Origin of the sequence: Kouleothrix sp. (genome assembly GCF_046328425.1) — a bacterium.
Classification (GTDB): domain Bacteria; phylum Chloroflexota; class Chloroflexia; order Chloroflexales; family Roseiflexaceae; genus Kouleothrix.
Genome location: NZ_JAXLWP010000025.1, coordinates 1 through 25,768 on the forward strand (window position 1 = coordinate 1; position 25,768 = coordinate 25,768).

The following is a 25,768-nucleotide window of genomic DNA, read 5'->3' on the forward strand; positions in this document are numbered from 1 at the left end:
CGGAGTGGGAGCGCATCGCCATGCCCGAGCGATATATGGCCGTGGCGGCCACGCGCGTCGGCGGGATGCTGCTCGAGCTGATCGCGCCAACTTCCGAAGATGCCGCGTTTGCCAAGTACCTGCGCGAGCGCGGGCCGGGCATGCACCACGTGGCCTACCGCGTCGACGACATCGTCGCGGCGCTGGCCGAGGTGAAAGCGCGCGGCGTGCAGCTGATCGACGAGACGCCGCGGCCGGGCCTGCACAATACGCTGGTGGCCTTTCTGCACCCGAAAAGCTGCCAGGGCGTGCTGATCGAATTGGTGCAGCACCAGTAGTGTGTGGGTTCTGAGCTCGAAGCGCAAAACTGAGAGCCGGTTTGAAAAGCGGGAGTGCGAGGGCTGTGCCCCTCGCGCATCCCTTTTCTGGCGGGCCGCAGCCACATGTTTCAAACAGCCTCTTAACACTCAGACTGGTACAGTGTGCTCGCACAACTTCGCGGCAAAATAATTCTTTCCGCACTGCTGGGCCTTGGCGTCGTGGTGGTGCTGGGCCTGGCCAGCGACATTGGCCAGGTCGGCCAGAGCTTCGGCAGCTTCTCCTGGGCCACCCTGCCGGCGATCCTGGGCTTCACCGCGCTGAACTACCTGCTGCGCTGGCTGAAGTGGGATTTCTATCTGCGGCGCATGGGCATGGGCCAGGGCGTGAGCTACGGCGACAGTGCGCTGCTGTTCACGAGCGGCATGGTCATGGCCGTAACGCCTGGCAAGGTCGGCGAGGTGCTGAAGTCGTACCTGCTCAAGCGCCTGAACGGCACGCCGATCAGCGCCTCGGCGCCGATTGTGCTGGCCGAGCGCGTGACCGACGGGCTGGCCATGCTGCTGCTGATGGGCTTCGGGCTGACGCTCTACGCTCCGGCTCGGCCGCTGTTCTACCTGCTGCTGGCGCTGACCGTGGTCGGTCTGCTCATAGCCCAATCGCGCGCGCTCGTGGATCGCGTGCTGGCGCTGGTGCGCAAGCTCCCGCTGGGCGCGCGCGTGGCGCCGCGGCTGCTTACGGCCTACCTGAGCATGCGCGAGCTGCTGTCGTGGCGCATTCTGCTCATCTCCACGCTGATCAGCCTGGTGTCGTGGTTTGGCGAGTGCGTGGCCATGTACTATGTGCTGCGCGGGCTGGGCGTGCCGGCCTCGTTTCTGCTGCTCCAACAGGCCACCTTCGTATTCGCAGCCTCGACGCTGTTCGGCCTGGTGTCGTTTCTGCCTGGCGGGCTGGGCGTCTCCGAAGGATCGAGCACGCTGATGCTCGAGCGGCTCATCCCGCTGCCGGCCGGCCCGGCTACCACCGCGACGATCATCATACGCTTCTGCACGCTCTGGTTTGGCGTCACACTCGGCGCGGTGGCGCTGGCGCTCTTCAGCCGGCGCTACGGCGACGAGCGCGAGCCGGCCGCCGACCCCGCTGCCGGCGAGCCGATCGCCAGGTGAGCCCGGAAGCGCGGGCGAGCGGGAGCCTGGCAGATCGATCGCGCCTCGTGCTCTTAATTCAAACAATGTGAAAGCCATGCGACTATTGCGAACCCTGGCCTGCCTTGCCTTGCTCGCTTCCCTGCTGGCGAGCTGCGGCAGCACCACGCTGCTCTCGAACGTTGGCCCGGCCACGCTCGAGCTGCGGCCAACCGGCAATGGCGAGAACGTACAGATCAGCTACACGATCGGCAAGCCGGCCCGCGTATCGGTATACTTGCAAGATGCCGCTGGCACGCGCTACACGCTGCGCGATAGCGAGCCGCGCCTGGCCTCGGCCGACGCCTACACGCTGTTTTTCGACGGCACCGCGCCCACGGGCGACCCGGTGCTGAAGCGCAAAGCGCTGCCCAGCGGCAGCTACACCTACACCGTGCAGGCCCAAGCCGACGACGGCGAGCACGCCGAGGCGCACGGCACACTCACGATCGGTGGCGTCGACGCCAAGCCACCGCTGATCGAGGATCTGGTAGTCTTCCCCGAGACGATCTCGCCGAATGCCGACGGCATCGACGACATCGCCGAGATCACCTACCAGCTGCCGGTGTCGGCCACTGTCGACATCACCTTCACCGCGCCCGACGGCAAAAGCGTCTACCCATTTGTTGCCGCCGACAAAGAAGGGCCTACGCCGCAGCGCCAGGTATGGAACGGCAAGACCGTCGACAACGCGCTGCTGCCCGACGGCGTGTACACGTATACCATACGCGCCCAGGATCTCTTCGGCAACCTTGTCGAGCGCCAGGGCAAGATCGCAATTGCCGGCGGCGGCCAGCCCGAGATCAAGCTCAGCTTCACCAACATCGCGCCCGACGCGATCATGAAGGGCGACGTCATCACCGTGACCATGCGCGTGAAGAACACCGGCGACGTGCCGATCCGCACCTACGGCCCGCCCTCGGGCTACGAGTACAGCACCGACGACGTATTCTCGTCGGTGGCGGGCGGCAAATATGTCGCCAAGCCCGGCGGCTTCTGGCGTGTCGGCGTCGACTGGGATGCGAACAGCGGCGGCGCGGCCAAGCGCTACCCCTACCGCTGGGCGATCACGCCACGCCCGCCCGAGCAGTGGAAGATCCCCAACCAGGAAGACGTGCTGTTGCCCGGCGAAGAGGCGGAGGTGATCGGGCGCATTCGCGTGCAGCAGCCCGAAACCAAAATGAGCTTCTATGTTGGCCTGATCCAGGATGGCGTCGGCTTCTTCCAGGATCGCACCGGCCGGACGATCGTAAAGGTTGGATTCTAGCCGCCATAGCAAAGATGTGCAATTCGCGCCAAACTATGCTATAATACTGCCCGGCTTACAACTGAACGACGGGCTGCGCCAAGCCTGTTCGCGATTAGTAAGGAGCACCCTGTGGCGCTGGAAAAAGAAGAGAAGACTGGTATCATCACCGATTACCAGGTGCATGGCGGCGACACTGGCTCGCCGGAAGTGCAGGTCGCGCTGCTGACCGAGCGCATCAATCAGCTGATCGAGCACCTCAAAACGCACGCGCACGATCATCACTCGCGCCGCGGCCTGCTGAAGCTCGTCGGGCGGCGCCGCCGCCTGCTGGCCTACCTGAGCAGCAAAGACAAAGATCGCTACCGCCAGCTGATCGAGCGGCTTGGCCTGCGCCGGTAATCGTTTCAAGGGGATGATCGATCAGGATGACGATAGCTCAGCCACCTACGCTTCACACCGCGGCATCGTTCATCCATGCACCAGCCCAAATTGGAAGTTTTCCACAAGCTCAGGGTGCATCACCCTGGGCTTGTGTATGTTGTAAGCTATTGTTACCGGTAGGGGCTGTTAGGGATTGGAGATTGAGGCCGACCCAAGAACACTGAGCCGAAGGCCAAGAGCCACATATCGGAGCTGGTTCTTGTTCCCGGGCTCGCGGTTCTGCCGATCGGCAGCAGCCTCCAGTGCCTAACACCCCGCGTTGAGCCGTTGGACGCGGCTCGTACCAAGGAAAGGTGTATGTCAGATAGGCAAATCCACTCCGTCAGCGCTGAGATCGCTGGGCGGACGCTCACACTCGAGACGGGCAGGCTGGCCGAGCAGGCCGACGGCGCGGTGACGGTACGCTACGGCGACACGGTGCTGCTGGCCACGGTGGTTGGCGCAAAAGAGCCGCGCGAGGGCATCGACTTCTTCCCGCTGACCGTCGACTACGAAGAGCGCATGTACTCGGCCGGCAAGATCCCCGGCAGCTTCTTCAAGCGCGAGGGCAAGCCCACCACCACGGCGGTGCTCACCGCGCGCCTGACCGACCGGCCGCTCCGGCCGCTGTTCCCCAAAGGCTACAAGAACGAAGTGCAGGTGATCATCACCACGTTCTCGATCGATATGATCAACGACCCCGGCCCGCTGGCGATCATCGGCGCCTCGGCGGCGCTGGCGCTCTCCGACATCCCGTTCGCCGGCCCGGTCGGCGCCGCGCTGGTGGGCCACCTCGACGGCAATCTGGTGCTGAACCCCGAGATGCCCGATATGGCCAACAGCCGGCTCGACCTGGTGGTGGCCGGCACCAAAGGCGCCGTGCTGATGGTCGAGGCCGGCGCGCACGAGCTGACCGAGGACGAGATGCTCGATGCGGTGATCCAGGGCCACGCGGTGTGCAAGCAGGTCTGCGACCTGCAAGAGCAGCTGGTGGCGCTGGCCGGGCGGCCGAAGCGCGAGTTTGTGGCCCCGGCGCCCGACACGTCGCTTGAAGACGCGCTCACCACGTACATGGGCGGCCGGCTGAAAGAAGCGATCAACAACCCCGACAAAACCGCGCGCCAGGATGCCACCGACGCCCTGCGCGCCGATGTGCTGGCGCAGTTCACGGCCGACGAGCCCGAGGAAGAGCTGCCGGCGCGCACCAAGGCGGTAGAAAAAGCCTTCGACGCACTGCTGAAAGAAGAAGTTCGCTCGGCGATCCTCAACAACGGCCTGCGCGTCGACGGCCGCAGCACCACCGAGATCCGCCCGATCGCGATCGACGTGGGCGTGGTGCCGCGCGTACACGGCACTGGCCTGTTCACCCGCGGCCAGACGCAGGTGCTCACGATCACGACGCTCGGCTCGCCGGGCGACGAGCAGCGGCTCGACGACCTGGGCATTGAGACGACAAAGCGCTACATTCACCACTACAACTTCCCGCCGTTCAGCACCGGCGAGGCCAAGCGCATAGGCTCGCCGCGCCGCCGCGATATCGGCCACGGCGCGCTGGCCGAGCGCTCGCTGCTGGCGGTGCTGCCGAGCAAAGAAGAGTTCCCCTACACCATGCGTCTGGTCTCCGAGGTGCTCTCGTCGAATGGCTCGTCGTCGATGGCCTCGGTGTGCGGCTCGAGCCTTTCGCTGATGGACGCGGGCGTACCGATCAAGCGGCACGTCGCGGGCGTGGCGATGGGCCTGATCACCGGGCCTAACAACCAGTGGAAGGTGCTGACCGACATCCAGGGCCTGGAAGACGCGTTGGGCGACATGGACTTCAAGGTTGCCGGCACCAGCGAGGGCGTCACCGGCCTGCAGATGGACATCAAGACCACCGGGATTACCTACGATATCATGCGCCAGGCCTTCGCCCAGGCGCGCGATGGCCGGCTGTTCATCCTCGACAAGATGAACGCGGTGCTCGACACGCCGCGCGAGGAGCTGTCGGAGTTCGCGCCACGGATCATCACGCTGCAGATCAACCCCGAGAAGATCGGCGCGCTGATCGGCCCAGGCGGCAAGACCATCCGCGGCATCACCGAGAGCACCGGCGCGCAGATCGACGTCGAGGACGACGGCCGCGTGTTTGTGTCGACCGCCGACGGCGAGGCTGCCAAGAAGGCGGTGTCGATGATCGAGGCGCTCACGCGCGAGATCAAGGTCGGCGATATGTTCCTCGGCAAAGTGGTGCGGATCATGCCCTTCGGCGCGTTCGTGAACCTGCTGCCCGGCAAAGACGGCATGGTGCACGTGTCGGAGTTGGACGTTAACCGCGTCGAGAATGTCGAGGACGTGGTAGGCATGGGCGACGAGATCAACGTCATGGTGATCGGCGTCGAGCAGGGCACTGGCAAGGTCAGCCTCTCGCGGCGCGCGGTGCTCACCGGCGAGTCGGCCGAGGATCGCCGGGCGGCCGGCGGCGGCGGCGCAAGCCGCGGCGGCCCCGGTGGCGGGCGCGGCGGCCCTGGCGGCGGTCGTGGCGGCCCTGGCCGCAATGGCGACCGCGATCGGCCGCGACGGCGCGATTATTAGGAGCGGTGGCGGGGCGCGGCACGCCGCGCCAGGGCTGGTGCAAAGTCGGCCCTCACCCCCTTACCCCTCCCTCCCGCGTGCGGGAGAGGAGGGATTATTGTTGGCTGTGTGGTGCGGCCGCGGCGGCGACCGCACCACACAGCCAGATGTGTCACCTCCTCCTCTGACAGGAGAGGAGGTAGGAGGAGGGGTCGAAAGACGTTGCACGAGCCTTGCACGCCGCGCCCTGCCACTTGACAACCCCTAGCAAAACTGCTAGAGTAGGGGCGCGCGGGAGTGGCGCAATGGTAGCGCATCTGCTTCCCAAGCAGAGGGCTGCGGGTTCGAATCCCGTCTCCCGCTCCATTTTGATGGGGCCTGCGTTTCGGGTGAGAAGTGGCATTCTCGCCCGTTTGCTGTCCCGTCCCAATGCCCGCCGCGCCTGCCCGCCGCGCGGTTATGATTCCGGCGCATATTCTTTCGCAACCTCCATGGATATTCGTTGTGTAGCAATGAGGTGCGAACGATGCTTTCCGTTCGAATTATGTTCAAGCCCGGCCCAGCGCAAACGTCAGAGACGACCCTGGATGTCTTGATGGAGCCTGCCGCGTTGAAGCAACTTGCCAAAGACATCAATAACCAGAACGGGTTTTTTGTGGTGTTCACCGCCGCCGATAGTGAAGGGCAGCCGATGCGCGAGTTTGTTATTCGCGCGAGCGAGGTACTCTCTATCGGCTAGGCGATCATCAGCACGTCGTACAAACGCACCATCACCATACGGTCGGGCTGCTGCGCGGTCGGGTAGGTCGCATAGGCCGTAAAGGCAACCGCATCGGGTGGCGCGAAGTTGCCTGTTTGGAGCGAGCTTCCGATGCCAGCGCGGGCATGGGAGTGCGTTGCTTGCCACGCCTTCACAAGTTCATCACGCGTATCCAGATCGACTTGAAAGCGGGCCGGCTTCCGGCGATCGCGCCAGATGATGGTGATCGTGAGCGGCTGTTCATCAGGCGCTGGAACCGACATAGTCACATTCACGCTGATAGGTGGTTGATTCATCGTTCGTCCTTTCATTTGTGCTGGATAGGACGGAGCGAACAGCCCGCGCGCCCGATCGCACCAGGCGCAGCGGGTGAACAGCGGCAACGCTGGCCTATGCAGCGCAGCGGCGTTGCCCTATCTCACGCCGGGCTGCGCGTCGTAGTGCGCGCAGTGGCGGTGAATACTGTGTGAAGAGAGCCTGATCACAGCGCGACTCCTCGTCGCGTCGGCCTTCCACGGCATCGCTGCCGTGGGCGCTCTGGACTGCACAGCGCGGATATCCGATGTGCCGCTTGATCAGGTAAATCTCGAAGCGCTGTTATTACAGGATGGCGATTTCCCGGCCGGCATTCGTGCGGTAGATGCAAAAACGAATATTCCGCCGCTGCTGAATGTTGCGGGCGTCTATTCTGACATCACACCCGCGCAGCGCGACGGCAGTACAAGCTTCCAGCTCGGCGGGGATGTCATCGGCGGTTCAGTGGTGTACCTCTACGCCAAGCCCGAAGATCGGCAGCGCGCGTACCTGATGGTGTTGGAAGGGCTAACGAAGGCGCGCTCACTCGGAACTGTCGGTGAAGCAGCGATGATCACCGTGCTCACCGGCGCACTAAGCGCAACGGAAAAGCTCTCAGGCAAGACCTATACGATGGTCGATATTGCGTTTCAGCGCTGCCACGCAGTCGGGTACATTCGACTGCGAACAACGGGTGATGTTGAGCAAATGGCAAAAGCCTACGCGCAAAAGCTCGACACCCGGTTGCAGGCAGCAGTGTGTTAAGTAATCCCCGCGCGCCCGATCGCACCAGGCGCGCGAGTCCATCTTTCGAAATTCACTTGGTAACGTGCGATCGGGCGCTCCCTCTACCCTAAGCGATGCTTAGAGTTCCCGCGTGATCAGGGTGTGACGCCCGTTTGTTGACAATGGGAAGCCCAGCCCTAACGCGGCGCGTCAAGGCCGGCGAGACTTCCCGAGAAAGATTGCGGAGTGATTACGTTGTGAGTGTTTCGGCGTGCAGGAAGGGCCGCGAATCACCGGAACGACCGAACGATACGCGGCCCATCCGATGTGCTCCTCTATTATGCATTCGTCTTTAGCAACCTATCCCGCCCGCATTCGACTATTCATCAGAGCAAAGGAAAAGGTTGTGACAACTGAGAAAGAGCAAATCAATACCATTAAACGCCGTCTTCAATTTCTCGGGTGGACATCCCAGCAAACGGAAATGGCGAGTCTGGATATTCTTGGCGTAACAAAAACACTTGATGCCAGCGAAGAAATTGAGCAGGCCGTTCGTGGCAAAATCAACGGAACAAAGGGCATACTCTTAGCAACAGATCGACGCCTCGTTTTCGTTAATCATGGCTTGATACGAATGCAATCAGAGAGTTTCCAGTATGAACGCATTAGCTCTGTTCAGATTGCAAATGGATTCGTGTGGTCTCAGCTCTTTTTGACTATTGATAGCTTGAAGCTCACCATTGACGGCATTGAAAAGGCAGTGATAGGCCCGTTCGCTGCGCACCTACGCCATCGTATCAACGGTGGAGACGTGTCGCCGCCCGTATCGGAGACGGCCCCTGCCGATCTTGCCAGCCAGCTCGAACGGCTTGCCGCCCTTCGTGAGAAGGGTATTTTAAGCGATGCTGAGTTCCAAGACCAAAAACGTAAACTTCTCGGTTGAGCGGGCGGTAATCACTGAGTTTCGCAGTATATCACCGCCCTTACTCTTCCTTTTTGCGTAAGACCATGCCTAATCGTTAGCAGCGAGAGGCCTGGCAGGTGGCTAGCTGTCATGTTTCTCAGGCGCGGCAGCTACCACCAACAATAAGCCCCGGTCATGCAAGCTGAAAGGCGGGCGCATGGCCGGGGCTTATTGTGCCACTTTCAGTATACGACGAACCCTCATCGTTATACAAGTCTTCGACTTTTACTCCCAAAGCCCGAGCAATAGCTATCAGCGTAGAACTGCGCGGATCACCGACGAGTCGGTGATTCTGCCAGATGCGCTGAATTGGCCCCAGGCTAACGTTTACCCCCTGTTCCTGCACCTTGCGGTACAGCTCCAGTTGAGTAATGCCGCGCGCCTCCGCCAGCTCCTTGACCAGATACACCCGTTTCATTTTTAAGACCTCCTCGCTTGCGTGCGAACACTATACACTAGGTTTTTGCAGTTGTCAACAACTACATTGCTGTAAATCTTTGAAAGAAACTAGTTGACAAAGACTAGTTATCAGTGTATACTTCCCTTAGTCAAACAAACACAGCAACGCACACACGGAGCCGACCCATGACCGCACTGCAATCCGCCCGCGAGAACATCCACGCCGCCGTCCGCGACGAGATCCGCCGCTTGTCGGTGGCGCATATTCGCATCACGCTGGACGTAGCGCTATCGAACTGGCAGTACCTGTTCGAGCAGGGCCGGTTCAGCGAGGCGCGGTCGTATTGGTGGTCAACGGTCGAGCCGCTACGGTAAGAAAGGAATCCCGATGAAAGTCATTTTCGAGGAAACCCAGGCAGTTGAGTTTGATGAGCTGGTGCACCACTACAACTTTGAGTTTAATCTGACGAGGCAGCGCGGCTTGATTAAGACGCGCACGTTCTATGACAAGCGCACTGGCGCGCTTGTCATAGATCACAAGTGCTTCTTTGGACGTAGCTGGACGCCAGCCGATCGCCGGTCGGTTGAGTTGCATCCGACGCGCGAGGCCGCGCTGCGCCGCACGATCGAGGTGGCGGATGCGTGGCGCGACGAAGTGCAGGCCGCCGTACCAGCTGAGCCGGAAGAATTTGTGCCCGATGACTAGGCCCGCCCGCCGCCCGCAAACCCGAGCATCAACCACAAACCCGAGTGAGGCACCTATGAACTTCTTCATTCAGCCCGAGCTCATTCACGCGGCGATCGAGGATCTTGCAAGCGAAGCCGAGCGTGCCCTGGCACTCTACCAGGCCACCCCGGCCCGCCAGCGCACGCCCGACGAGCGCGCCGCGATTGCCGCCCTCCAGCGCGACCTGAAAGCCTACGCCCGCGTGGCGGACTATTGGGCGGCGGGCGTGTACCCCCGCGCAATCGACGGTATCTGGGAAGTCGCCAGCCTGAGCGAGCGCGGCACGCAGCACCACATCTGGCGGGAGCATAACCGCTGGGTGTGTGACTGCAAGGCGGCGGCGCGCGGCTATTTCCACGTGCACCAGGCGATGATGCAGGTGATCGAGCGCGCGATGGATCGTGCGAGCGATTACGCGGCCGATGCGCAGCCCGCCACCACCACCGCCCCCGAGACGGATGCGCAGGCGGCGTTCGATACGTACGCGCCTGTGCCTGATCTCGACCCCGAGCCGTTTTGGTGTGACGATCTGCCCGAGCCGATCACGGCGGCCGCGCGGCAGCAGCTGGTGCGGCGCATCACGGCGGCGCGGGCGCAGCGGGTGGCGGCTTAAGACGACACCAGCATGGGCAGGGGAGGAACCCCACCAGCGCACGGGGAACCCCTGATTGATGCCGAGAGGCACAATGATGCCGAGCACATGCACGCTGTGCATCCGCGCTGCTCTTACTCGCAGAAATCGCAAAACCAGTACTCGCAAAACCAGACCTTGTTGAATCGTGTGGCGGGGCGCTTCCCGCCACACCACTCCCATCTAGGAGCGCCATATGGCAGGGCAAAGCATACGATTCCTCCGCATGGTGTGGGCTGCGATCACCGCGCAGCCCGAGGCCAGCGCCCGGCAGATCGCGGCAACACTCGCGACGGGCTATAGCTATGGCGACGTGTCATCCGCGCTGCGTCAGCTTGTGGCGGCCGGCTACATCAGCGATCCGCCTGCGCGCGGCGCACCTCGGACAATCTATCTGCCGTTTTCGGCAAACTTGGACGATCTGCGGCAAGCGCCTTCTTATCCGCGCACCATGCCCCCGCCACCCCCGCCGCCACGCGCCGCCGCCGCTCATATTGTACGGCTTGGTCTGACGGCGGAAGCACGGCAGACAATTGATACGGCGCGACAGCCAGGCGAAAGCGATGCGCAAGTGATCAACCGGATTTTGGAGTCCGTTTTAGCGTTCGCCGCCGATGTGTAGCCGCGCCTGACCCTGACCCCCGAGGCGCGCGCGGTGATTGCCGCCGCGCGCCAGCCGGGAGAAAATGACAGCCAGAGGAGGATCCAATGTGTGAGACGTGCGAGGACAAAGGGTACATCGAGGCTGGCGGGTCGGGTGATCAGAGCGGCGGGTACGCGCAAACGTGCCCCGACTGCGGCGGGCGGGCGCCCGCCGGCCTCGATAGTGGCCCGGTGCCGCCGTGGCGGGCGGTCGCCGACGTGGTATTGCGCTCCGCCCTGAGCGCATGGCTGGCAGCGACCGCCCGCCCACGCCCGCGAGCGAAGAGGCCGCGCAGGCCGCCGCCGATGGGCCGACGATCGCGGCGCAGGCCGCCGAGATCGCCGAGCTGCGGCGCCAGCTGGCCGCCGCCGCCAATGAGGCGGATTACTGGCGCAGCGAGAATGCAGCAATCCGCGAAGCTGCCGCGCGTGCGATGACTGACGCCCTCGAGATGCTTCGCCCGCATGTCGAATGGGAAGCCAAGCTGGCATTGGCAGTGGAGCGCGCGTCCGCGCTTGAGCAGCAGCTGGTGGCGGCGCAGGGCCGGGCGCTGGATGCCGACGCGCGCACGCGCGATCTGGTCACGAAGCTGATCACGGCCTATATGGCCAACTTCCCCGACTGGGAGTATGTTAGCCCCGAGCAGGCGCTGGCGGTAATCGTGCGAGAGTTCGCCGCGCTGCGCGCGCAGGTGGAGCACTAGCGTGGACTAGCGGATTTTTGTCGCGCCGTGCGGCGGTCGTACACCATTACCCCGAGTATGCCCTCGGCGCCGCGCGGCGAACCACCAGGATGATCCCCGATGAATGCTGAACAGACATTGACCTCCCAGCGGCAGCTGCTCGATCAGCTGCTGCTCGCGGGGATGGTGCCCTACTGGCGCTATCTGCGCGAGCGCCAGGCCCTGGCAGACGCGCCGCAGATCCGATGTGCGCACCACCCGCATGTGGGGGCGCTGGTGTATGGGCCAGATGAGCGCACGCCGCTGTGTGGGGCATGCGGCCTGGCCGCGTATAGGAGTCACCAATGACACGCACCGCCCTGCCGGAGCCGTTCCGGCCGCGCCTGGCGCCATTTGGCACGATACGGAAGGTGCCGCCGTTTGAGGCATCGCGCTGGCCCGCACGCCGCGAGCGCGCGAACCCGCGCGCCTGGACCCACGAGCAGACCGATACGCTGGCGACCTTGCTGGCAAACGGCCTGAGCTACGACGAGATCGCGCGCCGGCTCGGCCGCACGCCAACGGCGGTGCGCGTGCGCTGCAAGCGGCTCGGCTGGACGATGCAGCAGCACCCGACGGTGCTCACCGCCAGCGAGGCCGCGCGGCTGCTGGGCGCAAGCGAATACGCGATCGTCACCTGGATTGCGCGCGGGTGGCTGCCGGCGCGCCGCCGCCGGTCTGGGTCGCACACCTACTGGGCCATCCAGTACGATGCCCTGCGCGCGATGCTCGCCAATGACGCGACGTGGATGGCGTGGCAGCCCGAGCGCGTGCCTGACCCGGCGCTCCGAGCTGAGCTGCTGGCGCTCCGAGCGGGGCAGCCGGCCTGGCTCACCGTCGGCGAGGTGGCGCGGCGCTGCCACGTGACCACACGCGCCGTGTATGCCTGGATTATGCGTGGCCAGCTGCCGGCGACGCGCTACGGAAACCACTATGTGCGCGAAAGTGACCTGGTGGGCTGGGTGGTGCCAGGCGATCGGCCGCGTGCGCGTCGGGTGGCAGCGTGAGCACGGCTGAACACCCCAGCCCGCAGCCACGCCTGCGGGCCGAGATCGCCCGGCTGTGCTAGAATAGCAGGTGCGCGCGGATTCGTGGTGAATCGTCCGACGCGCCGGCACACGCGGTACATGGCCTGGTGTACCGCGTGTGTTTTTTTGTGCCCGCCACGATTGCACCCGCAAATGAGAATCTGATAACAGTCTGCGGCTACCATGCAACCAAAACCCTGGGCTCGAACGTTGTAGTATATGATGCGAATGTTCCGGGCTGACGCATCGCTGACACGTCACGAGCGGTATCATTCTTGCAGTGGATGAGCCCGAGGGCGGTCATGCGCACATCTGTCTGACTTGTCAGGTGTGATACAATACCATCAAAATCCCAACACTGGAAAGCGAGGCACTGATGATTCGTGCCGCTGTTCGTTGGCTGCTTCTGCGGTTCGCTTCGTGGTTGCAGCGACTCCAACCGCAATCACAGCATAAGATGCCGTTTCACGCCGTCATCCAGCAAGATGGTGATTGGTTTATCGGGTGGATTGAGGAACTGCCTGGGGCGAACACTCAGGCCCAATCGCTCGATGAGCTGCGCGCGAATCTGCGCGATGCCGCACTGCTGATCATTGAGTCGAATCGTGACGACTCACGGCGCGCCGCCTCTGGGAACGATGTGCGTCGCGAGACGCTCACGGTCGCCGTGTGAAGCGTGTTGACTTGATCCGACATCTCAGAGAGCACGGTTGCGAGTTTGTCCGGGAGGGGGGAAGCCACAGTCTCTTTCGCAATACGAAAATCGGCACCAAGTCAACGATACCAAGACACAACGAAATTAACGAGGTTTTGGTCGCAAAGATCTGTAAGGATCTCGAGATCCCCAAACCATCATAACAACGCCGGCGGAGTATTCCGCCGGCGTTGTGGTATGTGCGACGCCGGTGCTATACTTTTGCCGGAACACAAAAGTTGCCCATGGGCAACTGCGCCTTACGCCTCCCCTGGCCGCGGCACCCTCATGACGTGGCGCGGTGCACTGCCCGCCTCGCCCCTGCCTCCCCCATCTGGCCCTACCCCACCAAACCGGGCGTTGCCGCCCTGCAACTATTACAAATAGCGCACCACGTTGTACAACACTATTGCGAACTCTTATAGATCGTGCTAGCATATCCCCACGCTGTCGCACAGGTGTTCGCCCTGCCGCCTCGCCTGTGCCCCATACCGCCCCGGCGTTGCCACTCTCTGCCGCCCCACGCCTGCGCGGCAGCGCACCGCCCCAGCAGCGACCCTGTATGCCCGACTTCCGTTCCGACATCCGCCACTGGCCCACCGCCGCCGCGTTGGCTGCGCATCTCGCGCAGTACGACCCGGCGATCTGTGGTTGGGCGCGCGGACTCACCTATCACCATACGATTGTGCCGACGGCGGCGCAGTGGCGCGGCTACAGCACCATGCAGGGGCTGGAGACATTCTACGCGAGCAAGGGCTGGAGCGCCGGGCCGCATTTGTTCATCGCGCCAGACGGCATCTGGCAGCTCACGCCGCTCAATGTGCCGGGCATTCACGCCGGGCGGTGTAATGCCGATCATTGGGGCATTGAGGTCTGCGGGAACTACGACGCCGCGCCCTGGCCGCAGAGTCTGGCCGAGTTAGCGCTCGGCGCGGGCGCGGCGCTGCTGCGCTGGCGCGGGTTGCCCGTGAATGAGACAACCGTCACAGGGCACCGCGAGTGCCTGAATAATAAATCGTGCCCCGGCCGCGCCATCCAGCTGCCCGCCGTGCGCGCGGCACTGGCCCAGCGGCTGACCTCATCTACCGCATCACTGACCCGCGACGCGGCGCTCCTGTCGGCGCCGCGTTGCACCCAGGCTCAGGCCCTGGCGTATCTCACCCAGCGCGCGACGGGTGAGTACACCAGGGCTGACCTGGCGCTCTCCATCCTGCCGGCGTATTGGAGCACCTGCGCCACCGTCGGCATCGACCCGTGCCTGGCCGTAGCGCAGATGATTCTCGAAACTGGAAACCTCACGAGCTGGTGGGCGCAGCGGCCGCGCCGGAACCCGGCCGGGATCGGCGTCACCAGCGTGACCAGCGCAATCCGCCCGATCGGGGGGAGCTGGGCCCAGGACGGGCCGATCTGGCGGGAGGGCGTGTCGTTCGCCGACTGGGCGAATGGCAGCGTGCCCGCGCACGTCGGCCGGCTGCTGGCCTATGCGACCGCGCCGGCCGATCGCACGCCCGCACAGCGTGACCTGGTGCGCCGGGCGATGACCGCGCGGCCGCTGGCAAACGCGCTGCATGGCGCCGCGCCCACGCTCGCGGGGTTGGACGGTCGCTGGGCCGTGCCGGGCGTGGGCTACGGATTAACGATTGTCCAGATTGCGGAGGATGTTCGGCATGCCTAACCCAGCCAAAACCTTGCGCGAGATCGCTGCGCTGACGAATAACCCTGCAATCCGCGTGCTGGCCGAGCAAATGGCTGGCGAATTGGAACTCCAGCACAACCGCCAAAACAATGAATTCCAGGGCGTGCTGGGGAATGTGGAGCTAGGGATCGATAACCAGCTCAAAGAGCTGCGCCAGGAGATCGCAACGCTGCGCACCGACCAGGAGCACGCGGCCGAGCGCCAGCGCACGATCCTGGAGATGCTGGAGACGCTCCAGGCTGACGTGCGCGCGCTCGCGGATGGGACGCGCTAGGTGTGCCGTACGATCCACTCGCGATGGACGACGAGACACGGCACTTGCTCGAGCTGCACAATATCCTCGAGCACCGCCGACGGCTCTACGAGCAGCAGATCGCGAAATTGGAACCGAACGTGCCGCATGATGTGCGCCTAGGGCTGGCCAGTACGGTGCGCGAGCTCGAGATGGTGGAAGCCAAGCTGCGCCTGCCGCCGATCGGCTTGGAGGTACAGGAGGCCGTCCCTGAGGGCCCGGCGCTCACACTCGAGCTACGGATGCGCCAGCTCGAGCGCGATATGCGGCAGCTGCTCGGCGGCCTGATCGAGGACATCGCAGCGCAACGGGCCGAGTCTGCGATCTGGCGCGAAACGCAGGAAGCCTGGCGCGCGGCGATCGACTCGTGGCGCCGCACTGAGGATCTGGCGCGCCGGCTCGGCCAGCGGCGGACGCTCATCGTTGTCGGCGGCCTGGCGCTAGTGCAGCTCGCAGCACTGTTGCTGATTGTGTGGATTGCGGCAACGCTCCACGCGCATGGGTTATAGGGAGTAACGACATGGATGCAGATCTGTTTGCAACAACCACTGACGTGAACGGAAAGCCCCTTGTGGCCTGGCAAGAGCGCCTCGTGCGCGCCCTGGTTGCCTTCAGCGGCCCCCAGCTGATCGGCGGCACGTCGTTCGAGGTTCAGCAGCGCGTAACGCCGCTGGCCAACGCGCTACTCAAGGCGGGCATGGATGTCGATATCCTGCTCGAACGGATGATGGGGCTGTAGCCCTGTGTATGAGGACGACGACAAAAAGCAGCAGATCGAGCACAGCGAAGGCGATCATGTTGGCTGCATCGTGGTGGCGATCTACGCCGGCGCCGCTGGTGCGGGGCTGGTCACACTTGCCACCATGAGCATCTTGCTCGGCTGGTGGCAGGGCTTGATCGTGATCGCTGTCATTGTGGGCGTGTCGCTCGTATTGTGGGCGCTCATCCGTTTTGGCGCTCATTAACATCTTGATCGCGCTCGCCTTGCTCGGCGGCGAGGCGATGGACGGCTACGCGCCAAGGTACAGCCCCGGCGTGATGGAGCGCGTGGTTCGGCGCCGGGATCTCGCGCCGGCCGCGTGCAACATTTCGAGCGCGGATTATCCGCTCGGCACGTGGGTGTATGTGTGGTCGCACAATCGCCACATCCTACGCTACTGCCGGGTTGCGGACGTGTCGCACCCGCGCGACGTGGCACGGCACCAGCGGACAAAGCGGGTGATTGAGCTGGGGTACACCGAGGCGCAGAGTCTCTGCGGCGATGCGGCGATGCAGGCACCGCCGACCGCGTGCCCGGTGACCGTGGTGCACTTACAGGTGAGTAAGGAGTGAGGCATGCCAAAACGCGGAGATCTTGCACAGCCGGTGTGGATTGACGGCAGCGACGTTCCCTTGTTCGGGCCACAGGGCGCGACTGGTCTGGCGCAGAGCGTGGCGACGAACGACACCAGCGACACGCTGTACGACGGCACGAAAACGCTGACGACCGTGGCGGCGGCAATCGCTGCCAGCCAGGCGATCCGCGAGGCGTGGATCCAGGCCGATCCGGCCAATACGGTGGACATTCTGATCGGCAGCAGCAGCAGCCAGTCAACACGCCTGAAGCCGGGCCAGCCAGTCGTGATTCCTATCAACGATCTTGCCAAGATCTTCGCCAAAGCGGTGACCGGCACGGCGAGTCTGAATTATCTCGGGAGGGCGTGATGGGGTTGCAGATCGGCACGGCACCCATGCCGCCGCGCGGCCGGGCGAAGAACGGCACGGAAAGCCTCGTGCTTCCCGGCGTTGAGCTCAGCGGCGGCCCGGCCACGCTCGCGCCTGGCGCAAACATAATCTATTACTTCCCGATATTCTTCCCAACGGCCACGCTGGTGACAGGTCTCGCGGCCGAGATCGCGACGGCAGCAGCAAGCGCCAAAGCGCGGATGGCGCTGTACGCCTGCAACAATGATCTCACGCCCGGCGCGCTAGTCATAGACGGCGGCGAGGTGGACTGTAGTACCACCGGCGTGAAGGAAGACACGATCAATGTCGTGATGCCGGCCGGCCCCGCGCTGATCGGCTGGAACTGCAACAGCGGCGCGATTCAGGTGCGGTATGCGCGCGGCGGAAGTCAGCAGATGGGCGTTATCCCGACGCTCGGGGCGAACTGGTACCGATCAGAACTGACCGTTGCCAGCGCCTATGGCGCATTTGCCGCGTCAGGCGTAGCCTGGACATCGACCGGCGGGTTTAGCGGCTTGCCGCCGTGGTTTGTGTTCCTACGGGTGTCGCCCTGATGCGCGCCGTGCTGCTGACGCTGCTGCTGTTCGTGCCCTGGCTGGCGTGCGCGCCGGCGGCGGAGGCGCCGCCGCTCTGGACGCCCATCACGGAGGCGTGCGGCCCGCCCGAGGCGATGCACTGCACCAGCGCCGGCCTGGTGGCGCCGGCGCGCAGCGGCCCCGGCTCGCTCGCGGCCACCGTGCGGATCACGCCGGCGGCGGATGGCCGCTTCTGGGCGGGCGTGGCCCTGAACGGGGACGTGGTGGGCGATCATCGTTATGCGCAGGCGGCAATCACGCATCGCATCCTGCCCTACCGCGCGCCCTACGCCGCGCCGTCGGGGCCGGCGGCGGTGATCTTGGCCGACGGCGCGGATCGGTGCTGTGAGATCTTCGGCCCCGCCGATCCCGCGCAGCCGCACCAGCTGCGCGTCGAGTACGACGGCGTGGGCGCGGCCACGATCTGCGTCGATGGGGCGTGCGCCACCGTGCACATCACGCTTGAGACCTATCAGCCGGAGCTGCTCTGTGTGGGCGTCGACCCGGGCGAGAGCGGCCCGAATACCGTCGCCTGTTCGTTTACCGAGATTGCCTTCCCATGACGACCGACCCGGCCGCCAACGTGGACGCCGCCTACCAGGCGGCGCTGCAGCCGCTGACCGCCCAGCAGCGCCGCTTTGTCGCGGCCTACCTCGACTGCCTCAACGCGAGCGAGGCCGCGCGGCGGGCCGGCTACAAGACGAAGGCGAACGTGCAAGGCGCGCGCCTGCTAGCATATGCTAGCATCCAGGCCGCCGTCGCAGCCGGCACCGCGCGCTATGCGATGCCGGCCTCCGAGGTGCTGGCCCGCCTGGCCGCGATTGCGCGCGGTAGCCTCGCCGACGTGCTGCGCCTGCCCGCGCCCACGACCCGCGAGGACGGCACCACCTACACCGTGGGCAGTGACTGGGCACTCGATCTTGTGAAGGCGCGTGAGACTGGCGCGATCCACCTGATCAAGAAGCTCAAGGCCACCAAGTACGGCGACGAGGTCGAGCTGCACGACCCCGTGCCCGCGCTCACCCTCATCGGCAAGCAGCACGGGCTGTTCAAAGAGCAGGGAATGCAGCTCAATCTGGACATGAGCACGCTCACGACCGAGCAGCTCGAGCGCATCGCCGCCGGGGAGAATCCGCTGCATGTCCTACGCCGCGCCGAATAATCTGCAACTGCGCGCCCGGGCCGAGCTGGAGCGCCGCACCCGCGTCCAGACTGATGCGCCGCGCGTGTCGGTGTGGCATGCGGATCGGGGCGAGTATCGCAACCGCGACACCGGGCGCGCCTATGCCCCGCATCACGCGGATGAGGCGGCGTTTGTGCAGGGCGATGGGCCGCGCCGCGTCCTCTGCAAGGGCGGCGAGGGCAGCGGGAAAAGCGTGGCGGGGGTCATCAAAGACCTGGAGCGCCTGCGTCGGGGCATGTCGGGCATTATGGGATCGCCCGACTTCGAGCACTTCAAGCGCAGTCTCTGGCCCGAGTTCCGGCGCTGGTGCCCGCCCGAGGCGCTCGTGCCCGCGCACCGTCGCCGCCTGAGCGCGGAGTGGGAGCCGGCGCGCCCGTTCACGCTCACGTTTCAGGTGCCCACGGGCGGCACGGCCAGCCTGCTGTGCGGCGGCTTCGACGAGCCGATGGCCTGGGAGGGGCCGAACGCGCACTTTGCGCACTTCGACGAGGCGCGCCGGCATAAGACGCCGGGCATGCTGAAAGTCCTCGACGGCCGCGTGCGTCTGGAGGGGCCGCAGGGCGAGCCGCCGCAGCTCTGGCTGACCACCACGCCGCGCAAGCACTGGCTGTACGAGTATTTCGGCCCCTGGGAGCGCGCCGACGAGCCCGATCCGTTCGCGGACTTCAAGGCCGGCGCGGCCGTGCTGACCTTGCGCACCGCCGACAACGAGGCGGCCGGCAATCTCGCGGCCGGCTACACGGCGGTGCGCGGGCAGAGCCTGAGTGCCAGCGAGGCGCGCGTGCTGCTCGAGGCCGGCTGGGAAGATGCGGACGACGTGGATCGCTTTCTGCCGAGCATCATGCTGTGGGATAACTGCCGCGCCGAGCTGCCGCCGCTGACCCGGCGCACGCCGCTGCTCCTCGGCGCGGACGCCGGGATTAGCAGCGACACCTTTGCGCTCGTGGCGGTCTCACGCCATCCCGAGCGCAACGCGCACGTCGCCGTGCGCTGGGCGCGCGTGTATGTGCCACGGCCTGGCGCAGCGCTCGACTTCGACGCGATTCAGGCGGATGTGATTGCCTTCCTGCGTGCGCACAATGTCGTCGAACTCTGTTACGACCCGCTGCACATCCATCAGATGATGACGAATATTCGGCAGATCGGGCTGTGCAAAGTGGAGCCGTTTCACCAGGGCCAGGAGCGCCTGATTGCCGACTACAGCCTGCGTCAGATGACCATCCAGCAGCAGATCAGCTGGCCGCGCGATCCCGTGGAGGCGGGAGATCTGCTGATTCTGCGCCAGCACCTCGACCACGCCGACGCGAAGAAGGACGCCGCCGGCGAGCGGCTGCGCCTCGTCAAGCGCGCCGACAGCCTGAAGATTGATGCGGCCGTGACGCTCAGCATGGCCGCACACCGCTGCCTAAAGTACCCGCTGTGAGGCCTGTATGACCGACGTGCGCCAATCTGTCAAACGCTTCGATGCTGTCAGCACTGACACCTACGCGCTGCAATTCGTGTTTGCCGACGGGCGCGGCCTGCTGCCCGCCGCGCTGCCGATCGATCTGCCCGAGCGCTGGATTGAGCGCGACCGGGTGCTGCGCGCGTGCAGCAGGCATGAGGGCATGTGGCACGCCGCGCTGGGCATCAAAATCAATAAAATCGTGTCGCAGGGGTACGAACTGCGCGGCGATGTGCCCCTGCGCGTTCGCAACGGCTATGATATGCTGCGCCGTATTCCCTTGCGCGCGACCCTGCCCAAGCTCTTGCGCGACTACTGGACGACGAACAACGGGGCCTGGCTGGAAATCATTCACGCGACCAGCGCCGCCGGCTCGCGGGTGGTCGCGGTCGATCATCTCGACACGCGCTACTGCCAGGCGACGGGCGATCCTGAGTGGCCCTGTATCTACACGGCCCGCGACGGCATCCCGCGCGCCCTCCGGCGGCACCAGGTCGTGCGCCTCGTGCATATGGAGCGCAGCGACCGCGAGGCCAACGGCCTGGGCGAGTGCGCGGCCGAGGGCGCGTACCCGTTTATTGTGGAGTTGGCTGCGATCAACCGCTTTTTGCTGGAGAAGGTGAACGGTAAGCGCCCGCTGGCCATTTACCTGGTGGCCGGCGGCGGCACGCAGAGTATCGAGGACGGCGTGCGCGCGGCGAAGTTGGCCGGCGCGGATGCGGATGATGCGGATCGGCTGCTGGCCTATCACTACATGGGCGCGGCGATTGTGCCGATGCCCGCCGCCGACAAGGCCGCACTGCTGACCATTCCGCTGTCGGAATTGCCCGACGGGTTTGACGAACAATCCCGCTGGGATAAGTGCCTCTTGGCCTATGCGAAAAATCTGGAGCTTGATCTCCAAGACCTGATGCCCATTCGCGCCGGCATCGGCACGGCGACCCAGAGCGCGCAGCTGCACGACAAGGCCAACCAGCTCGACAGCTTCCAGGACGCGCTGGCGCAGGCGCTGCAGCTGGCCGCGCTGGCCCCCGGCACCACCTTTCACATGGGCTCGCACGACCTCGCCGAGCAGCTCGCCCGCGCGCAGCTGGCGAAGACCCGCACCGAGGACTATGCGCAGCAGGTCACCGCACAGATCATCACCGCGCCCCAGGCCGCGCAGCTCAAGGCCGACGCCGGCGACATCCCGCAGGCCTTCGTGCCCGCGCCCGATACGACGCCCACAACGACGCTCAGCAGCGAGGATAACCCAGGCGATGCTTGAGCAGCTCAAACAACTGGCCTTGCAGGCACTCCAGGCCGATCCGAGTCTCAGGCGTGAGATTGTGCAGCTTGTCGGCGCGATCGACGCGCGCAGCGGGGCGGCGCGTACGTTCCCGAGCCGGCAGGAGCGGCGAGCGGGGCGCAACGATTCGGCCTCGTATGGCGTGGGGCTTGCGAAACGGCGCTCAGGCGAGTAGAATGGATGTGCGACTGATGGTTGGGCGGGCCGTTTCTGCGAACTCGGGCCGCCCCGGTCGTACCAGGCAGCCGCCGGGGTTGTGGAATCGCAACCTATTGTGTGTGAGAAGCACAACCACGCAGAAAGACGGCGCCGTATCTGTACGCGGCTCGCTGGCCGAGAACGGCCACCAATGCCCGTAGGGTGGCATCACGGCAGATAAGGGCTTCTGGCACTGGGATACCTGCCAGCGTTGCTTTCAGCGTGAACGGAGCTGCCGCGCCCGTTTCGTACGACGCCGAACACCTATCCGACCGCACGCCCCAGCGACCGCGCCGGATAGGTCGTAGGCACCACAACCGAAGACGCGCTACCCCTGCAAAGGCGTGGTGACACTGGCAGCAGTGTTACCACGCCATTTTTATTGCCTGTACAGGAGGCTCGCATGCCCTACACACTCCAAGCCGACGGCGCGATCCAGACCGAGGGCCAGCAACCGACCGCCTACAACGGTAGCGTGATGGCGATTGCGCGCACCCCGGACGTGTTCAAGCCGGTGGCGCTGGCCTCCGGGCAGGCGGAGACCACGATCTGGACGCCTGCCAGCGGCAAGCGATTCCGCCTGCAGCGCCTCGTGCTCACCGCCAGCGCGCAGACCGTGCTGACCTTCAAGGACAACACGGCGGGTACGACGATCCTGGTGCTCGAGTTGGCGGCCAATGCGCCGCTCCAGATCGATCTGGGCGGGATCGGCGTGTTCTCGGGCGCCGCCGACCGCGTGCTGACCGTGACTCGCGCCACCGCCGCCACGCTCAACGGCTTCGTGGCGGGCAACGAGGACTAGGTGATCAAGCTGACCGCCATTGCGCCGAAGGGCCGCACGCTCGAGGAGCGAGCGCGGGCCGCGATCCGCGCACTCGACGCGACCGCCGATGAGACGCGCGGCCAGCTCGGCATGGTCGTCTCGGCCTGGGAACATCACGTGCGGTTCGAGGTCAGCGGCAGTGGGCCGGATGAGCGGATCATCGCCACGGATGACGCCGTGTTCGCCTACCAGAACGACGGCACCAAGCCGCACACGATTATGCCCCGGCGGAAAACGATCCTGCGCTTCCAGGCCGGCGGGGCCACCGTCTGGGCGCGGCGGGTGCGCCACCCCGGCACGAGAGCGCAGCAGTGGACGATCACGATCGCGGCGCGCATGCAGCGACGGCTGGCCGCGCGCATCCAGCAGGAATTGCAATGAACCTTCTTCCGCTTATCCGCGCGGCCCGCTGGGCGATTGCTGACCCGTATCTCCGCGCGATTGCCGCAATCGCCCGCGACGGCCACGGCCCAGCAGGCGGCAGCGCCGAGGCGACAGCGCGACGCGAGGCGCGGATGCAGCGGCGCCAGGCGGCCGGCGTGGCCAGCCCTGAGACGCTGCCCGGCACCTTCAGCGTGACGATGCACAGCGACTGTGCACTCATCCCGATCGACGGCCCCATCTTCCGGCGCGCGAACATGTTTATGGATTTCTCGGGCGGCACCTCGACCGAGTATCTGAGCCACGACATCCGCGCAGCGCTCGACAGCGAGCGGGTGCGGTCGATCCTGCTGCTGATCGACAGCCCCGGCGGCGAGGCCAAGGGCATCCACGAGCTGGCGCAGCAGATCTTTGCGGGGCGCGACCGCAAGCCGATCCATGCCTACACCGACGGCGACTGCTGCTCCGGCGCGTACTGGCTCGCGGCAGCGGCACACCAGATCACGCTGGACGACTCGGCGCTGATCGGCAGCGTCGGCGTGGTGCTGACCGTCGAAGACCCGCAGCACGCGCTCAACGACGACGGCACGATCGAGATTGTCAGCAGCATGAGCGATCTCAAGCGGCCCGATCCGCACTCCGAGGAGGGCCGCGCCGCGCTGCAAACGCTGGTTGACGATCTCGGCTGGCTGTTTGTCGACCGGGTGGCCGAGTATCGCAGCATGACCCGCGCGGCCGTGACAAGCGTGCGTGGCGGCGTGCTCGTGGGCCAGCGCGCGGTCGATGCCGGGTTTGCTGATGCGCTCGGCTCGTTTGCCTCGGCGCTCACTGCCTGCCAGCAGGCTGGGCGTACCACCTCGGGCGGCGCGCTCGCGCTGTCTGCTCCGATCCCCCTAGCTACGGAGGAATCTCCAATGCCAACCGAACAGGATACCGCGCTCTTGGCCGCCGCCTTGGGCGTGCACGCGGCGGACGCCTCGGCGGATGTCAGCATGGAAGCGCGGCTGAACGCCCGCATCAACGAGCTGGAGGCGCGGATCGCCAGCCAGCAGCAGACGATCGACGCCCAGCAGCAGACGATCGCGACCCTCACCGCCGAGATGCGTGAGCGCACCGGCGAGCAGGCAGAGAACGCTGTGACCTTCAAGGCGCTTGAGACGCGCGTTGCGCAACTCGAAGGCGAGGCGCCAACCGTCGCGGGCGGCTACCGCGCCAGCGTGAACGCGCCGCAGGCGCCTGCGGCGCTGGCCGCGAACGCGCCCTACGACGATCCCCTGGATTCGTTTCTCGGCGGCTAGGCGTCGGGCCTGGCTGTGTCGTGTCGTTCATCATCCATCACAGGAGTATCTATGTTGCACTCTGCACTCAGCCCGGCGGAGGCGCGCCAGCTGGCCGCCTTGCAGGCGCGGGCGGGCGGCACGAACCTCCAGGCCGCCGCCACCCCCTCCGGCCAGTACCTGCACGGTATTGGCGGCACCTTCTCGCCGTTTGGCGTCGATCCCGCCATCGTCAACGCGATGGTGCTGCCCGACAATTCGCTGCGCTCGTATCTGCCCTGGTTCAAGGCGCGCTACGACTACGCGCTGTTTGAGATCCTGACCGCGCAGGCGGCCAGTTCCGGCAGCGACGCCACCACGGCCTGCGCCACCGGCAAAGTGCCGGGCGGCCTGTCGGTGTGTACACAAGCACTGCCGTTTGGCGAAATCCGTATGGCCACGCGCGCACTGCAGCTCAACAAGATCGGCCGCCGCATCAACCGCGCCGAAATGGCCGACTATCGGCTGATCGGCGACCCGCTCTCCGTCGTACCTGTGCCGGCCGAGCTGAAAACCAACACGCTGCTCGACGAGAAGAAGGCGCGCATCCGCGAGATGCTGTTCGCGATGGATCGGGATTACGGCGGCTGGGATATCACCGGCACGCCGGCGAATCTCAACACTGCGGGCATGAAGCAGTACTACGGCCTGGAGACCCAGATCAATGTGGGCCACCAGGACGCGCTCACCAGCCCGCAGGCGCTCTGCCCGGCCGCCGATAGCTGGGTCGACACCACGCTCTCCGGCACCGCCTGGTCGTCGAACGCCCCGGCGATCGTGCGCCGCATCCACGACGTGGTGCGCCGGCAGGAGGATCTGGCGGTGCGCACCGGCCTGGCACCCGTCGAGTTCGGCTTCGTGATGCAGTACGCACAGTTTATCGAGCTGACGTACTACTGGCCCTGCAATGTCTACACGATGGGCTGCACCGGCCCGAGCGGCACGGAAATCAGCCTCGACGGCGCCGCGCTGACCGCGCTGCGCGCCGACATGCAGGAGAATCGCTACCTGCTCGTGGCCGGCAAAAAGTACCCGGTGCTCACCATCGAGTTTTTGAGCGAAACCAACCCCGCGGCCGGCGTGTACGCCTCCGACATCTACTTCCTGCCGCTGCGCAGCCCGCGCTTCGTCGATACGCAGGGGTGGATCACCTACTACGAGTATCTCGACTACAACCAGACGCTCGGGACGGCCGCGCAGAGCGTGCTGGAGGGCTACCCGAACAGCCGCTTCATGATCATCGGCGACGGCCGCTTCCTGCTGTACGAGATCGAGCAGACCGGCATCTGTCTGCAGTGGGGCGCGGTAACCGAGCCCCGCCTGATCTGCAAGGCGCCGTTTCTGGGCGCCCGGTTCACCGGCATCCGCTACACCGATGGCGTGCCGGCGCGCTCGGGCATCCCAGGCGATGCGAACTACGCGGCCGGCGGCGTCAGCACCTACGCGGCGCCGACCTACCAGACCCCCATCTAGCGCGGGCGGCAGCGCCCGCTGTGCGGCGGGGCAGGCGCATCTGCCCCGCCCGAGGATCGCGCAATGGCCTGCAACTGCAGCAGCGGC

General features: G+C 65.3%; 36 protein-coding genes and 1 tRNA gene. 35 read left to right on the forward strand and 2 right to left on the reverse strand.

Annotated features, from left to right (window positions below; genetic code table 11):
• The 7 genes from U0177_RS21185 to U0177_RS21215 all read left to right on the forward strand — a co-directional run.
• The coding region (locus tag U0177_RS21185) for a VOC family protein (RefSeq protein WP_409572659.1) at window positions 1-317 on the forward strand (317 nt) is incomplete at its 5' end.
• Between the two features lie 144 nt (window positions 318-461).
• Window positions 462-1,463, forward strand: coding sequence for a YbhN family protein (locus U0177_RS21190; protein WP_409572660.1), 1,002 nt, complete (start codon window positions 462-464; stop codon window positions 1,461-1,463).
• A 76-nt stretch (window positions 1,464-1,539) separates the two neighbouring features.
• Window positions 1,540-2,748 carry a hypothetical protein gene (locus U0177_RS21195; RefSeq protein WP_409572661.1) on the forward strand — a complete coding sequence of 403 codons (1,209 nt, stop codon included), beginning with the start codon at window positions 1,540-1,542 and terminating at the stop codon, window positions 2,746-2,748.
• A 111-nt stretch (window positions 2,749-2,859) separates the two neighbouring features.
• Window positions 2,860-3,129: a 30S ribosomal protein S15 gene (gene rpsO, locus U0177_RS21200; RefSeq protein WP_409572662.1), complete on the forward strand. Its 270-nt coding sequence runs from the start codon at window positions 2,860-2,862 to the stop codon at window positions 3,127-3,129.
• 339 nt (window positions 3,130-3,468) lie between these two features.
• Window positions 3,469-5,721 carry a polyribonucleotide nucleotidyltransferase gene (gene pnp, locus U0177_RS21205; protein WP_409572663.1) on the forward strand — a complete coding sequence of 751 codons (2,253 nt, stop codon included), beginning with the start codon at window positions 3,469-3,471 and terminating at the stop codon, window positions 5,719-5,721.
• Between the two features lie 270 nt (window positions 5,722-5,991).
• Window positions 5,992-6,066 (forward strand) — tRNA-Gly (locus U0177_RS21210).
• A 160-nt stretch (window positions 6,067-6,226) separates the two neighbouring features.
• Window positions 6,227-6,439 (forward strand): hypothetical protein, encoded by a 213-nt coding sequence (locus U0177_RS21215; protein WP_409572664.1) that lies wholly within the window; start codon window positions 6,227-6,229, stop codon window positions 6,437-6,439.
• Here U0177_RS21215 and U0177_RS21220 read toward each other — a convergent pair.
• Window positions 6,436-6,756 carry a hypothetical protein gene (locus U0177_RS21220; protein WP_409572665.1) on the reverse strand — a complete coding sequence of 107 codons (321 nt, stop codon included), beginning with the start codon at window positions 6,754-6,756 and terminating at the stop codon, window positions 6,436-6,438. The two genes, U0177_RS21215 and U0177_RS21220, sit on opposite strands and share 4 nt — an antisense overlap.
• Window positions 6,757-7,024: 268 nt before the next feature.
• On the opposite strand from U0177_RS21220, the gene U0177_RS21225 reads away from it, so the two are divergent.
• Together U0177_RS21225 and U0177_RS21230 are read left to right on the forward strand one after the other, a co-directional pair.
• Entirely contained in the window at window positions 7,025-7,519 is a 495-nt protein-coding gene (locus U0177_RS21225; RefSeq protein ID WP_409572666.1) for a hypothetical protein, read from the forward strand.
• 367 nt (window positions 7,520-7,886) lie between these two features.
• A complete protein-coding gene (locus tag U0177_RS21230) occupies window positions 7,887-8,423 on the forward strand; it encodes a PH domain-containing protein (RefSeq protein ID WP_409572667.1) in 537 nt (178 codons plus the stop codon).
• Window positions 8,424-8,577: 154 nt separating this feature from the next.
• Here the strand turns inward: U0177_RS21230 and U0177_RS21235 are convergent, their stop codons facing one another.
• Window positions 8,578-8,862: a helix-turn-helix transcriptional regulator gene (locus U0177_RS21235; RefSeq protein WP_409572668.1), complete on the reverse strand. Its 285-nt coding sequence runs from the start codon at window positions 8,860-8,862 to the stop codon at window positions 8,578-8,580.
• A 167-nt stretch (window positions 8,863-9,029) separates the two neighbouring features.
• Here U0177_RS21235 and U0177_RS21240 point away from each other — a divergent pair, with 167 nt between their 5' ends.
• The 26 genes from U0177_RS21240 to U0177_RS21365 all read left to right on the forward strand — a co-directional run bounded on the left by U0177_RS21240 (window position 9,030) and on the right by U0177_RS21365 (window position 25,681).
• A complete protein-coding gene (locus U0177_RS21240) occupies window positions 9,030-9,218 on the forward strand; it encodes a hypothetical protein (RefSeq protein WP_409572669.1) in 189 nt (62 codons plus the stop codon).
• Window positions 9,219-9,231: 13 nt separating this feature from the next.
• Complete coding sequence (locus U0177_RS21245) at window positions 9,232-9,549, forward strand: hypothetical protein (protein WP_409572670.1); 318 nt, start codon at window positions 9,232-9,234, stop codon at window positions 9,547-9,549.
• 55 nt (window positions 9,550-9,604) lie between these two features.
• A complete protein-coding gene (locus tag U0177_RS21250; RefSeq protein WP_409572671.1) occupies window positions 9,605-10,183 on the forward strand; it encodes a hypothetical protein in 579 nt (192 codons plus the stop codon).
• A 214-nt stretch (window positions 10,184-10,397) separates the two neighbouring features.
• Complete coding sequence (locus tag U0177_RS21255) at window positions 10,398-10,823, forward strand: hypothetical protein (protein WP_409572672.1); 426 nt, start codon at window positions 10,398-10,400, stop codon at window positions 10,821-10,823.
• Window positions 10,824-11,088: 265 nt separating this feature from the next.
• Window positions 11,089-11,547 (forward strand): hypothetical protein, encoded by a 459-nt coding sequence (locus tag U0177_RS21260; RefSeq protein WP_409572673.1) that lies wholly within the window; start codon window positions 11,089-11,091, stop codon window positions 11,545-11,547.
• Between the two features lie 99 nt (window positions 11,548-11,646).
• Complete coding sequence (locus U0177_RS21265; protein ID WP_409572674.1) at window positions 11,647-11,874, forward strand: hypothetical protein; 228 nt, start codon at window positions 11,647-11,649, stop codon at window positions 11,872-11,874.
• On the forward strand, window positions 11,871-12,572 hold the full coding sequence (locus tag U0177_RS21270; RefSeq protein ID WP_409572675.1) for a helix-turn-helix domain-containing protein: 702 nt from the start codon (window positions 11,871-11,873) through the stop codon (window positions 12,570-12,572). Before U0177_RS21265 ends, U0177_RS21270 begins: the two co-directional genes overlap by 4 nt.
• 397 nt (window positions 12,573-12,969) lie before the next feature.
• Complete coding sequence (locus U0177_RS21275; protein ID WP_409572676.1) at window positions 12,970-13,266, forward strand: type II toxin-antitoxin system HicB family antitoxin; 297 nt, start codon at window positions 12,970-12,972, stop codon at window positions 13,264-13,266.
• Entirely contained in the window at window positions 13,263-13,451 is a 189-nt protein-coding gene (locus U0177_RS21280) for a type II toxin-antitoxin system HicA family toxin (RefSeq protein ID WP_409572677.1), read from the forward strand. Before U0177_RS21275 ends, U0177_RS21280 begins: the two co-directional genes overlap by 4 nt.
• A gap of 398 nt (window positions 13,452-13,849) precedes the next feature.
• On the forward strand, window positions 13,850-14,962 hold the full coding sequence (locus U0177_RS21285) for an N-acetylmuramoyl-L-alanine amidase (protein ID WP_409572678.1): 1,113 nt from the start codon (window positions 13,850-13,852) through the stop codon (window positions 14,960-14,962).
• Window positions 14,955-15,257 (forward strand): hypothetical protein, encoded by a 303-nt coding sequence (locus U0177_RS21290; RefSeq protein WP_409572679.1) that lies wholly within the window; start codon window positions 14,955-14,957, stop codon window positions 15,255-15,257. Before U0177_RS21285 ends, U0177_RS21290 begins: the two co-directional genes overlap by 8 nt.
• A gap of 44 nt (window positions 15,258-15,301) precedes the next feature.
• Complete coding sequence (locus U0177_RS21295) at window positions 15,302-15,784, forward strand: hypothetical protein (RefSeq protein WP_409572680.1); 483 nt, start codon at window positions 15,302-15,304, stop codon at window positions 15,782-15,784.
• 11 nt (window positions 15,785-15,795) lie between these two features.
• Window positions 15,796-16,014 carry a hypothetical protein gene (locus tag U0177_RS21300; RefSeq protein WP_409572681.1) on the forward strand — a complete coding sequence of 73 codons (219 nt, stop codon included), beginning with the start codon at window positions 15,796-15,798 and terminating at the stop codon, window positions 16,012-16,014.
• Window positions 16,015-16,018: 4 nt separating this feature from the next.
• On the forward strand, window positions 16,019-16,240 hold the full coding sequence (locus tag U0177_RS21305; RefSeq protein ID WP_409572682.1) for a hypothetical protein: 222 nt from the start codon (window positions 16,019-16,021) through the stop codon (window positions 16,238-16,240).
• A complete protein-coding gene (locus tag U0177_RS21310; protein WP_409572683.1) occupies window positions 16,227-16,607 on the forward strand; it encodes a hypothetical protein in 381 nt (126 codons plus the stop codon). Before U0177_RS21305 ends, U0177_RS21310 begins: the two co-directional genes overlap by 14 nt.
• Before the next feature lie 3 nt (window positions 16,608-16,610).
• Window positions 16,611-16,979 carry a hypothetical protein gene (locus U0177_RS21315; RefSeq protein ID WP_409572684.1) on the forward strand — a complete coding sequence of 123 codons (369 nt, stop codon included), beginning with the start codon at window positions 16,611-16,613 and terminating at the stop codon, window positions 16,977-16,979.
• Window positions 16,979-17,554 (forward strand): hypothetical protein, encoded by a 576-nt coding sequence (locus U0177_RS21320; protein WP_409572685.1) that lies wholly within the window; start codon window positions 16,979-16,981, stop codon window positions 17,552-17,554. Before U0177_RS21315 ends, U0177_RS21320 begins: the two co-directional genes overlap by 1 nt.
• Window positions 17,524-18,138 carry a hypothetical protein gene (locus U0177_RS21325; RefSeq protein ID WP_409572686.1) on the forward strand — a complete coding sequence of 205 codons (615 nt, stop codon included), beginning with the start codon at window positions 17,524-17,526 and terminating at the stop codon, window positions 18,136-18,138. Before U0177_RS21320 ends, U0177_RS21325 begins: the two co-directional genes overlap by 31 nt.
• A complete protein-coding gene (locus tag U0177_RS21330; protein ID WP_409572687.1) occupies window positions 18,135-18,737 on the forward strand; it encodes a terminase small subunit in 603 nt (200 codons plus the stop codon). Before U0177_RS21325 ends, U0177_RS21330 begins: the two co-directional genes overlap by 4 nt.
• The gene (locus U0177_RS21335; RefSeq protein WP_409572688.1) at window positions 18,715-20,181 is read left to right on the forward strand and encodes a terminase TerL endonuclease subunit; all 1,467 of its coding nucleotides are present in this window, start codon (window positions 18,715-18,717) and stop codon (window positions 20,179-20,181) included. Before U0177_RS21330 ends, U0177_RS21335 begins: the two co-directional genes overlap by 23 nt.
• Before the next feature lie 7 nt (window positions 20,182-20,188).
• Window positions 20,189-21,469: a hypothetical protein gene (locus U0177_RS21340; protein ID WP_409572689.1), complete on the forward strand. Its 1,281-nt coding sequence runs from the start codon at window positions 20,189-20,191 to the stop codon at window positions 21,467-21,469.
• On the forward strand, window positions 21,462-21,665 hold the full coding sequence (locus U0177_RS21345) for a hypothetical protein (RefSeq protein WP_409572690.1): 204 nt from the start codon (window positions 21,462-21,464) through the stop codon (window positions 21,663-21,665). Before U0177_RS21340 ends, U0177_RS21345 begins: the two co-directional genes overlap by 8 nt.
• A gap of 426 nt (window positions 21,666-22,091) precedes the next feature.
• Complete coding sequence (locus U0177_RS21350; RefSeq protein WP_409572691.1) at window positions 22,092-22,490, forward strand: hypothetical protein; 399 nt, start codon at window positions 22,092-22,094, stop codon at window positions 22,488-22,490.
• Window positions 22,491-22,892 carry a hypothetical protein gene (locus U0177_RS21355; RefSeq protein ID WP_409572692.1) on the forward strand — a complete coding sequence of 134 codons (402 nt, stop codon included), beginning with the start codon at window positions 22,491-22,493 and terminating at the stop codon, window positions 22,890-22,892.
• A complete protein-coding gene (locus U0177_RS21360; protein ID WP_409572693.1) occupies window positions 22,889-24,190 on the forward strand; it encodes a S49 family peptidase in 1,302 nt (433 codons plus the stop codon). Before U0177_RS21355 ends, U0177_RS21360 begins: the two co-directional genes overlap by 4 nt.
• Window positions 24,191-24,241: 51 nt before the next feature.
• Window positions 24,242-25,681, forward strand: a complete 1,440-nt coding sequence (locus U0177_RS21365; protein ID WP_409572694.1) for a hypothetical protein — start codon at window positions 24,242-24,244, stop codon at window positions 25,679-25,681.
• The last annotated feature ends 87 nt before the right edge of the window (window positions 25,682-25,768 follow it).

Bases quoted from the DNA above. Each gene is read 5' to 3' on its own strand.
- U0177_RS21195 (WP_409572661.1), top strand. From the start codon at position 1,540: ATGCGACTATTGCGAACCCTGGCCTGCCTTGCCTTGCTCGCTTCCCTG.
- pnp (WP_409572663.1), top strand. From the start codon at position 3,469: ATGTCAGATAGGCAAATCCACTCCGTCAGCGCTGAGATCGCTGGGCGG.
- U0177_RS21215 (WP_409572664.1), top strand. From the start codon at position 6,227: ATGCTTTCCGTTCGAATTATGTTCAAGCCCGGCCCAGCGCAAACGTCA.
- U0177_RS21220 (WP_409572665.1), bottom strand. From the start codon at position 6,756: ATGAATCAACCACCTATCAGCGTGAATGTGACTATGTCGGTTCCAGCG.
- U0177_RS21235 (WP_409572668.1), bottom strand. From the start codon at position 8,862: ATGAAACGGGTGTATCTGGTCAAGGAGCTGGCGGAGGCGCGCGGCATT.
- U0177_RS21240 (WP_409572669.1), top strand. From the start codon at position 9,030: ATGACCGCACTGCAATCCGCCCGCGAGAACATCCACGCCGCCGTCCGC.
- U0177_RS21245 (WP_409572670.1), top strand. From the start codon at position 9,232: ATGAAAGTCATTTTCGAGGAAACCCAGGCAGTTGAGTTTGATGAGCTG.
- U0177_RS21250 (WP_409572671.1), top strand. From the start codon at position 9,605: ATGAACTTCTTCATTCAGCCCGAGCTCATTCACGCGGCGATCGAGGAT.
- U0177_RS21255 (WP_409572672.1), top strand. From the start codon at position 10,398: ATGGCAGGGCAAAGCATACGATTCCTCCGCATGGTGTGGGCTGCGATC.
- U0177_RS21260 (WP_409572673.1), top strand. From the start codon at position 11,089: ATGGCTGGCAGCGACCGCCCGCCCACGCCCGCGAGCGAAGAGGCCGCG.
- U0177_RS21265 (WP_409572674.1), top strand. From the start codon at position 11,647: ATGAATGCTGAACAGACATTGACCTCCCAGCGGCAGCTGCTCGATCAG.
- U0177_RS21270 (WP_409572675.1), top strand. From the start codon at position 11,871: ATGACACGCACCGCCCTGCCGGAGCCGTTCCGGCCGCGCCTGGCGCCA.
- U0177_RS21275 (WP_409572676.1), top strand. From the start codon at position 12,970: ATGATTCGTGCCGCTGTTCGTTGGCTGCTTCTGCGGTTCGCTTCGTGG.
- U0177_RS21285 (WP_409572678.1), top strand. From the start codon at position 13,850: ATGCCCGACTTCCGTTCCGACATCCGCCACTGGCCCACCGCCGCCGCG.
- U0177_RS21290 (WP_409572679.1), top strand. From the start codon at position 14,955: ATGCCTAACCCAGCCAAAACCTTGCGCGAGATCGCTGCGCTGACGAAT.
- U0177_RS21300 (WP_409572681.1), top strand. From the start codon at position 15,796: ATGGATGCAGATCTGTTTGCAACAACCACTGACGTGAACGGAAAGCCC.
- U0177_RS21315 (WP_409572684.1), top strand. From the start codon at position 16,611: ATGCCAAAACGCGGAGATCTTGCACAGCCGGTGTGGATTGACGGCAGC.
- U0177_RS21320 (WP_409572685.1), top strand. From the start codon at position 16,979: ATGGGGTTGCAGATCGGCACGGCACCCATGCCGCCGCGCGGCCGGGCG.
- U0177_RS21330 (WP_409572687.1), top strand. From the start codon at position 18,135: ATGACGACCGACCCGGCCGCCAACGTGGACGCCGCCTACCAGGCGGCG.
- U0177_RS21335 (WP_409572688.1), top strand. From the start codon at position 18,715: ATGTCCTACGCCGCGCCGAATAATCTGCAACTGCGCGCCCGGGCCGAG.
- U0177_RS21340 (WP_409572689.1), top strand. From the start codon at position 20,189: ATGACCGACGTGCGCCAATCTGTCAAACGCTTCGATGCTGTCAGCACT.
- U0177_RS21345 (WP_409572690.1), top strand. From the start codon at position 21,462: ATGCTTGAGCAGCTCAAACAACTGGCCTTGCAGGCACTCCAGGCCGAT.
- U0177_RS21350 (WP_409572691.1), top strand. From the start codon at position 22,092: ATGCCCTACACACTCCAAGCCGACGGCGCGATCCAGACCGAGGGCCAG.
- U0177_RS21360 (WP_409572693.1), top strand. From the start codon at position 22,889: ATGAACCTTCTTCCGCTTATCCGCGCGGCCCGCTGGGCGATTGCTGAC.
- U0177_RS21365 (WP_409572694.1), top strand. From the start codon at position 24,242: ATGTTGCACTCTGCACTCAGCCCGGCGGAGGCGCGCCAGCTGGCCGCC.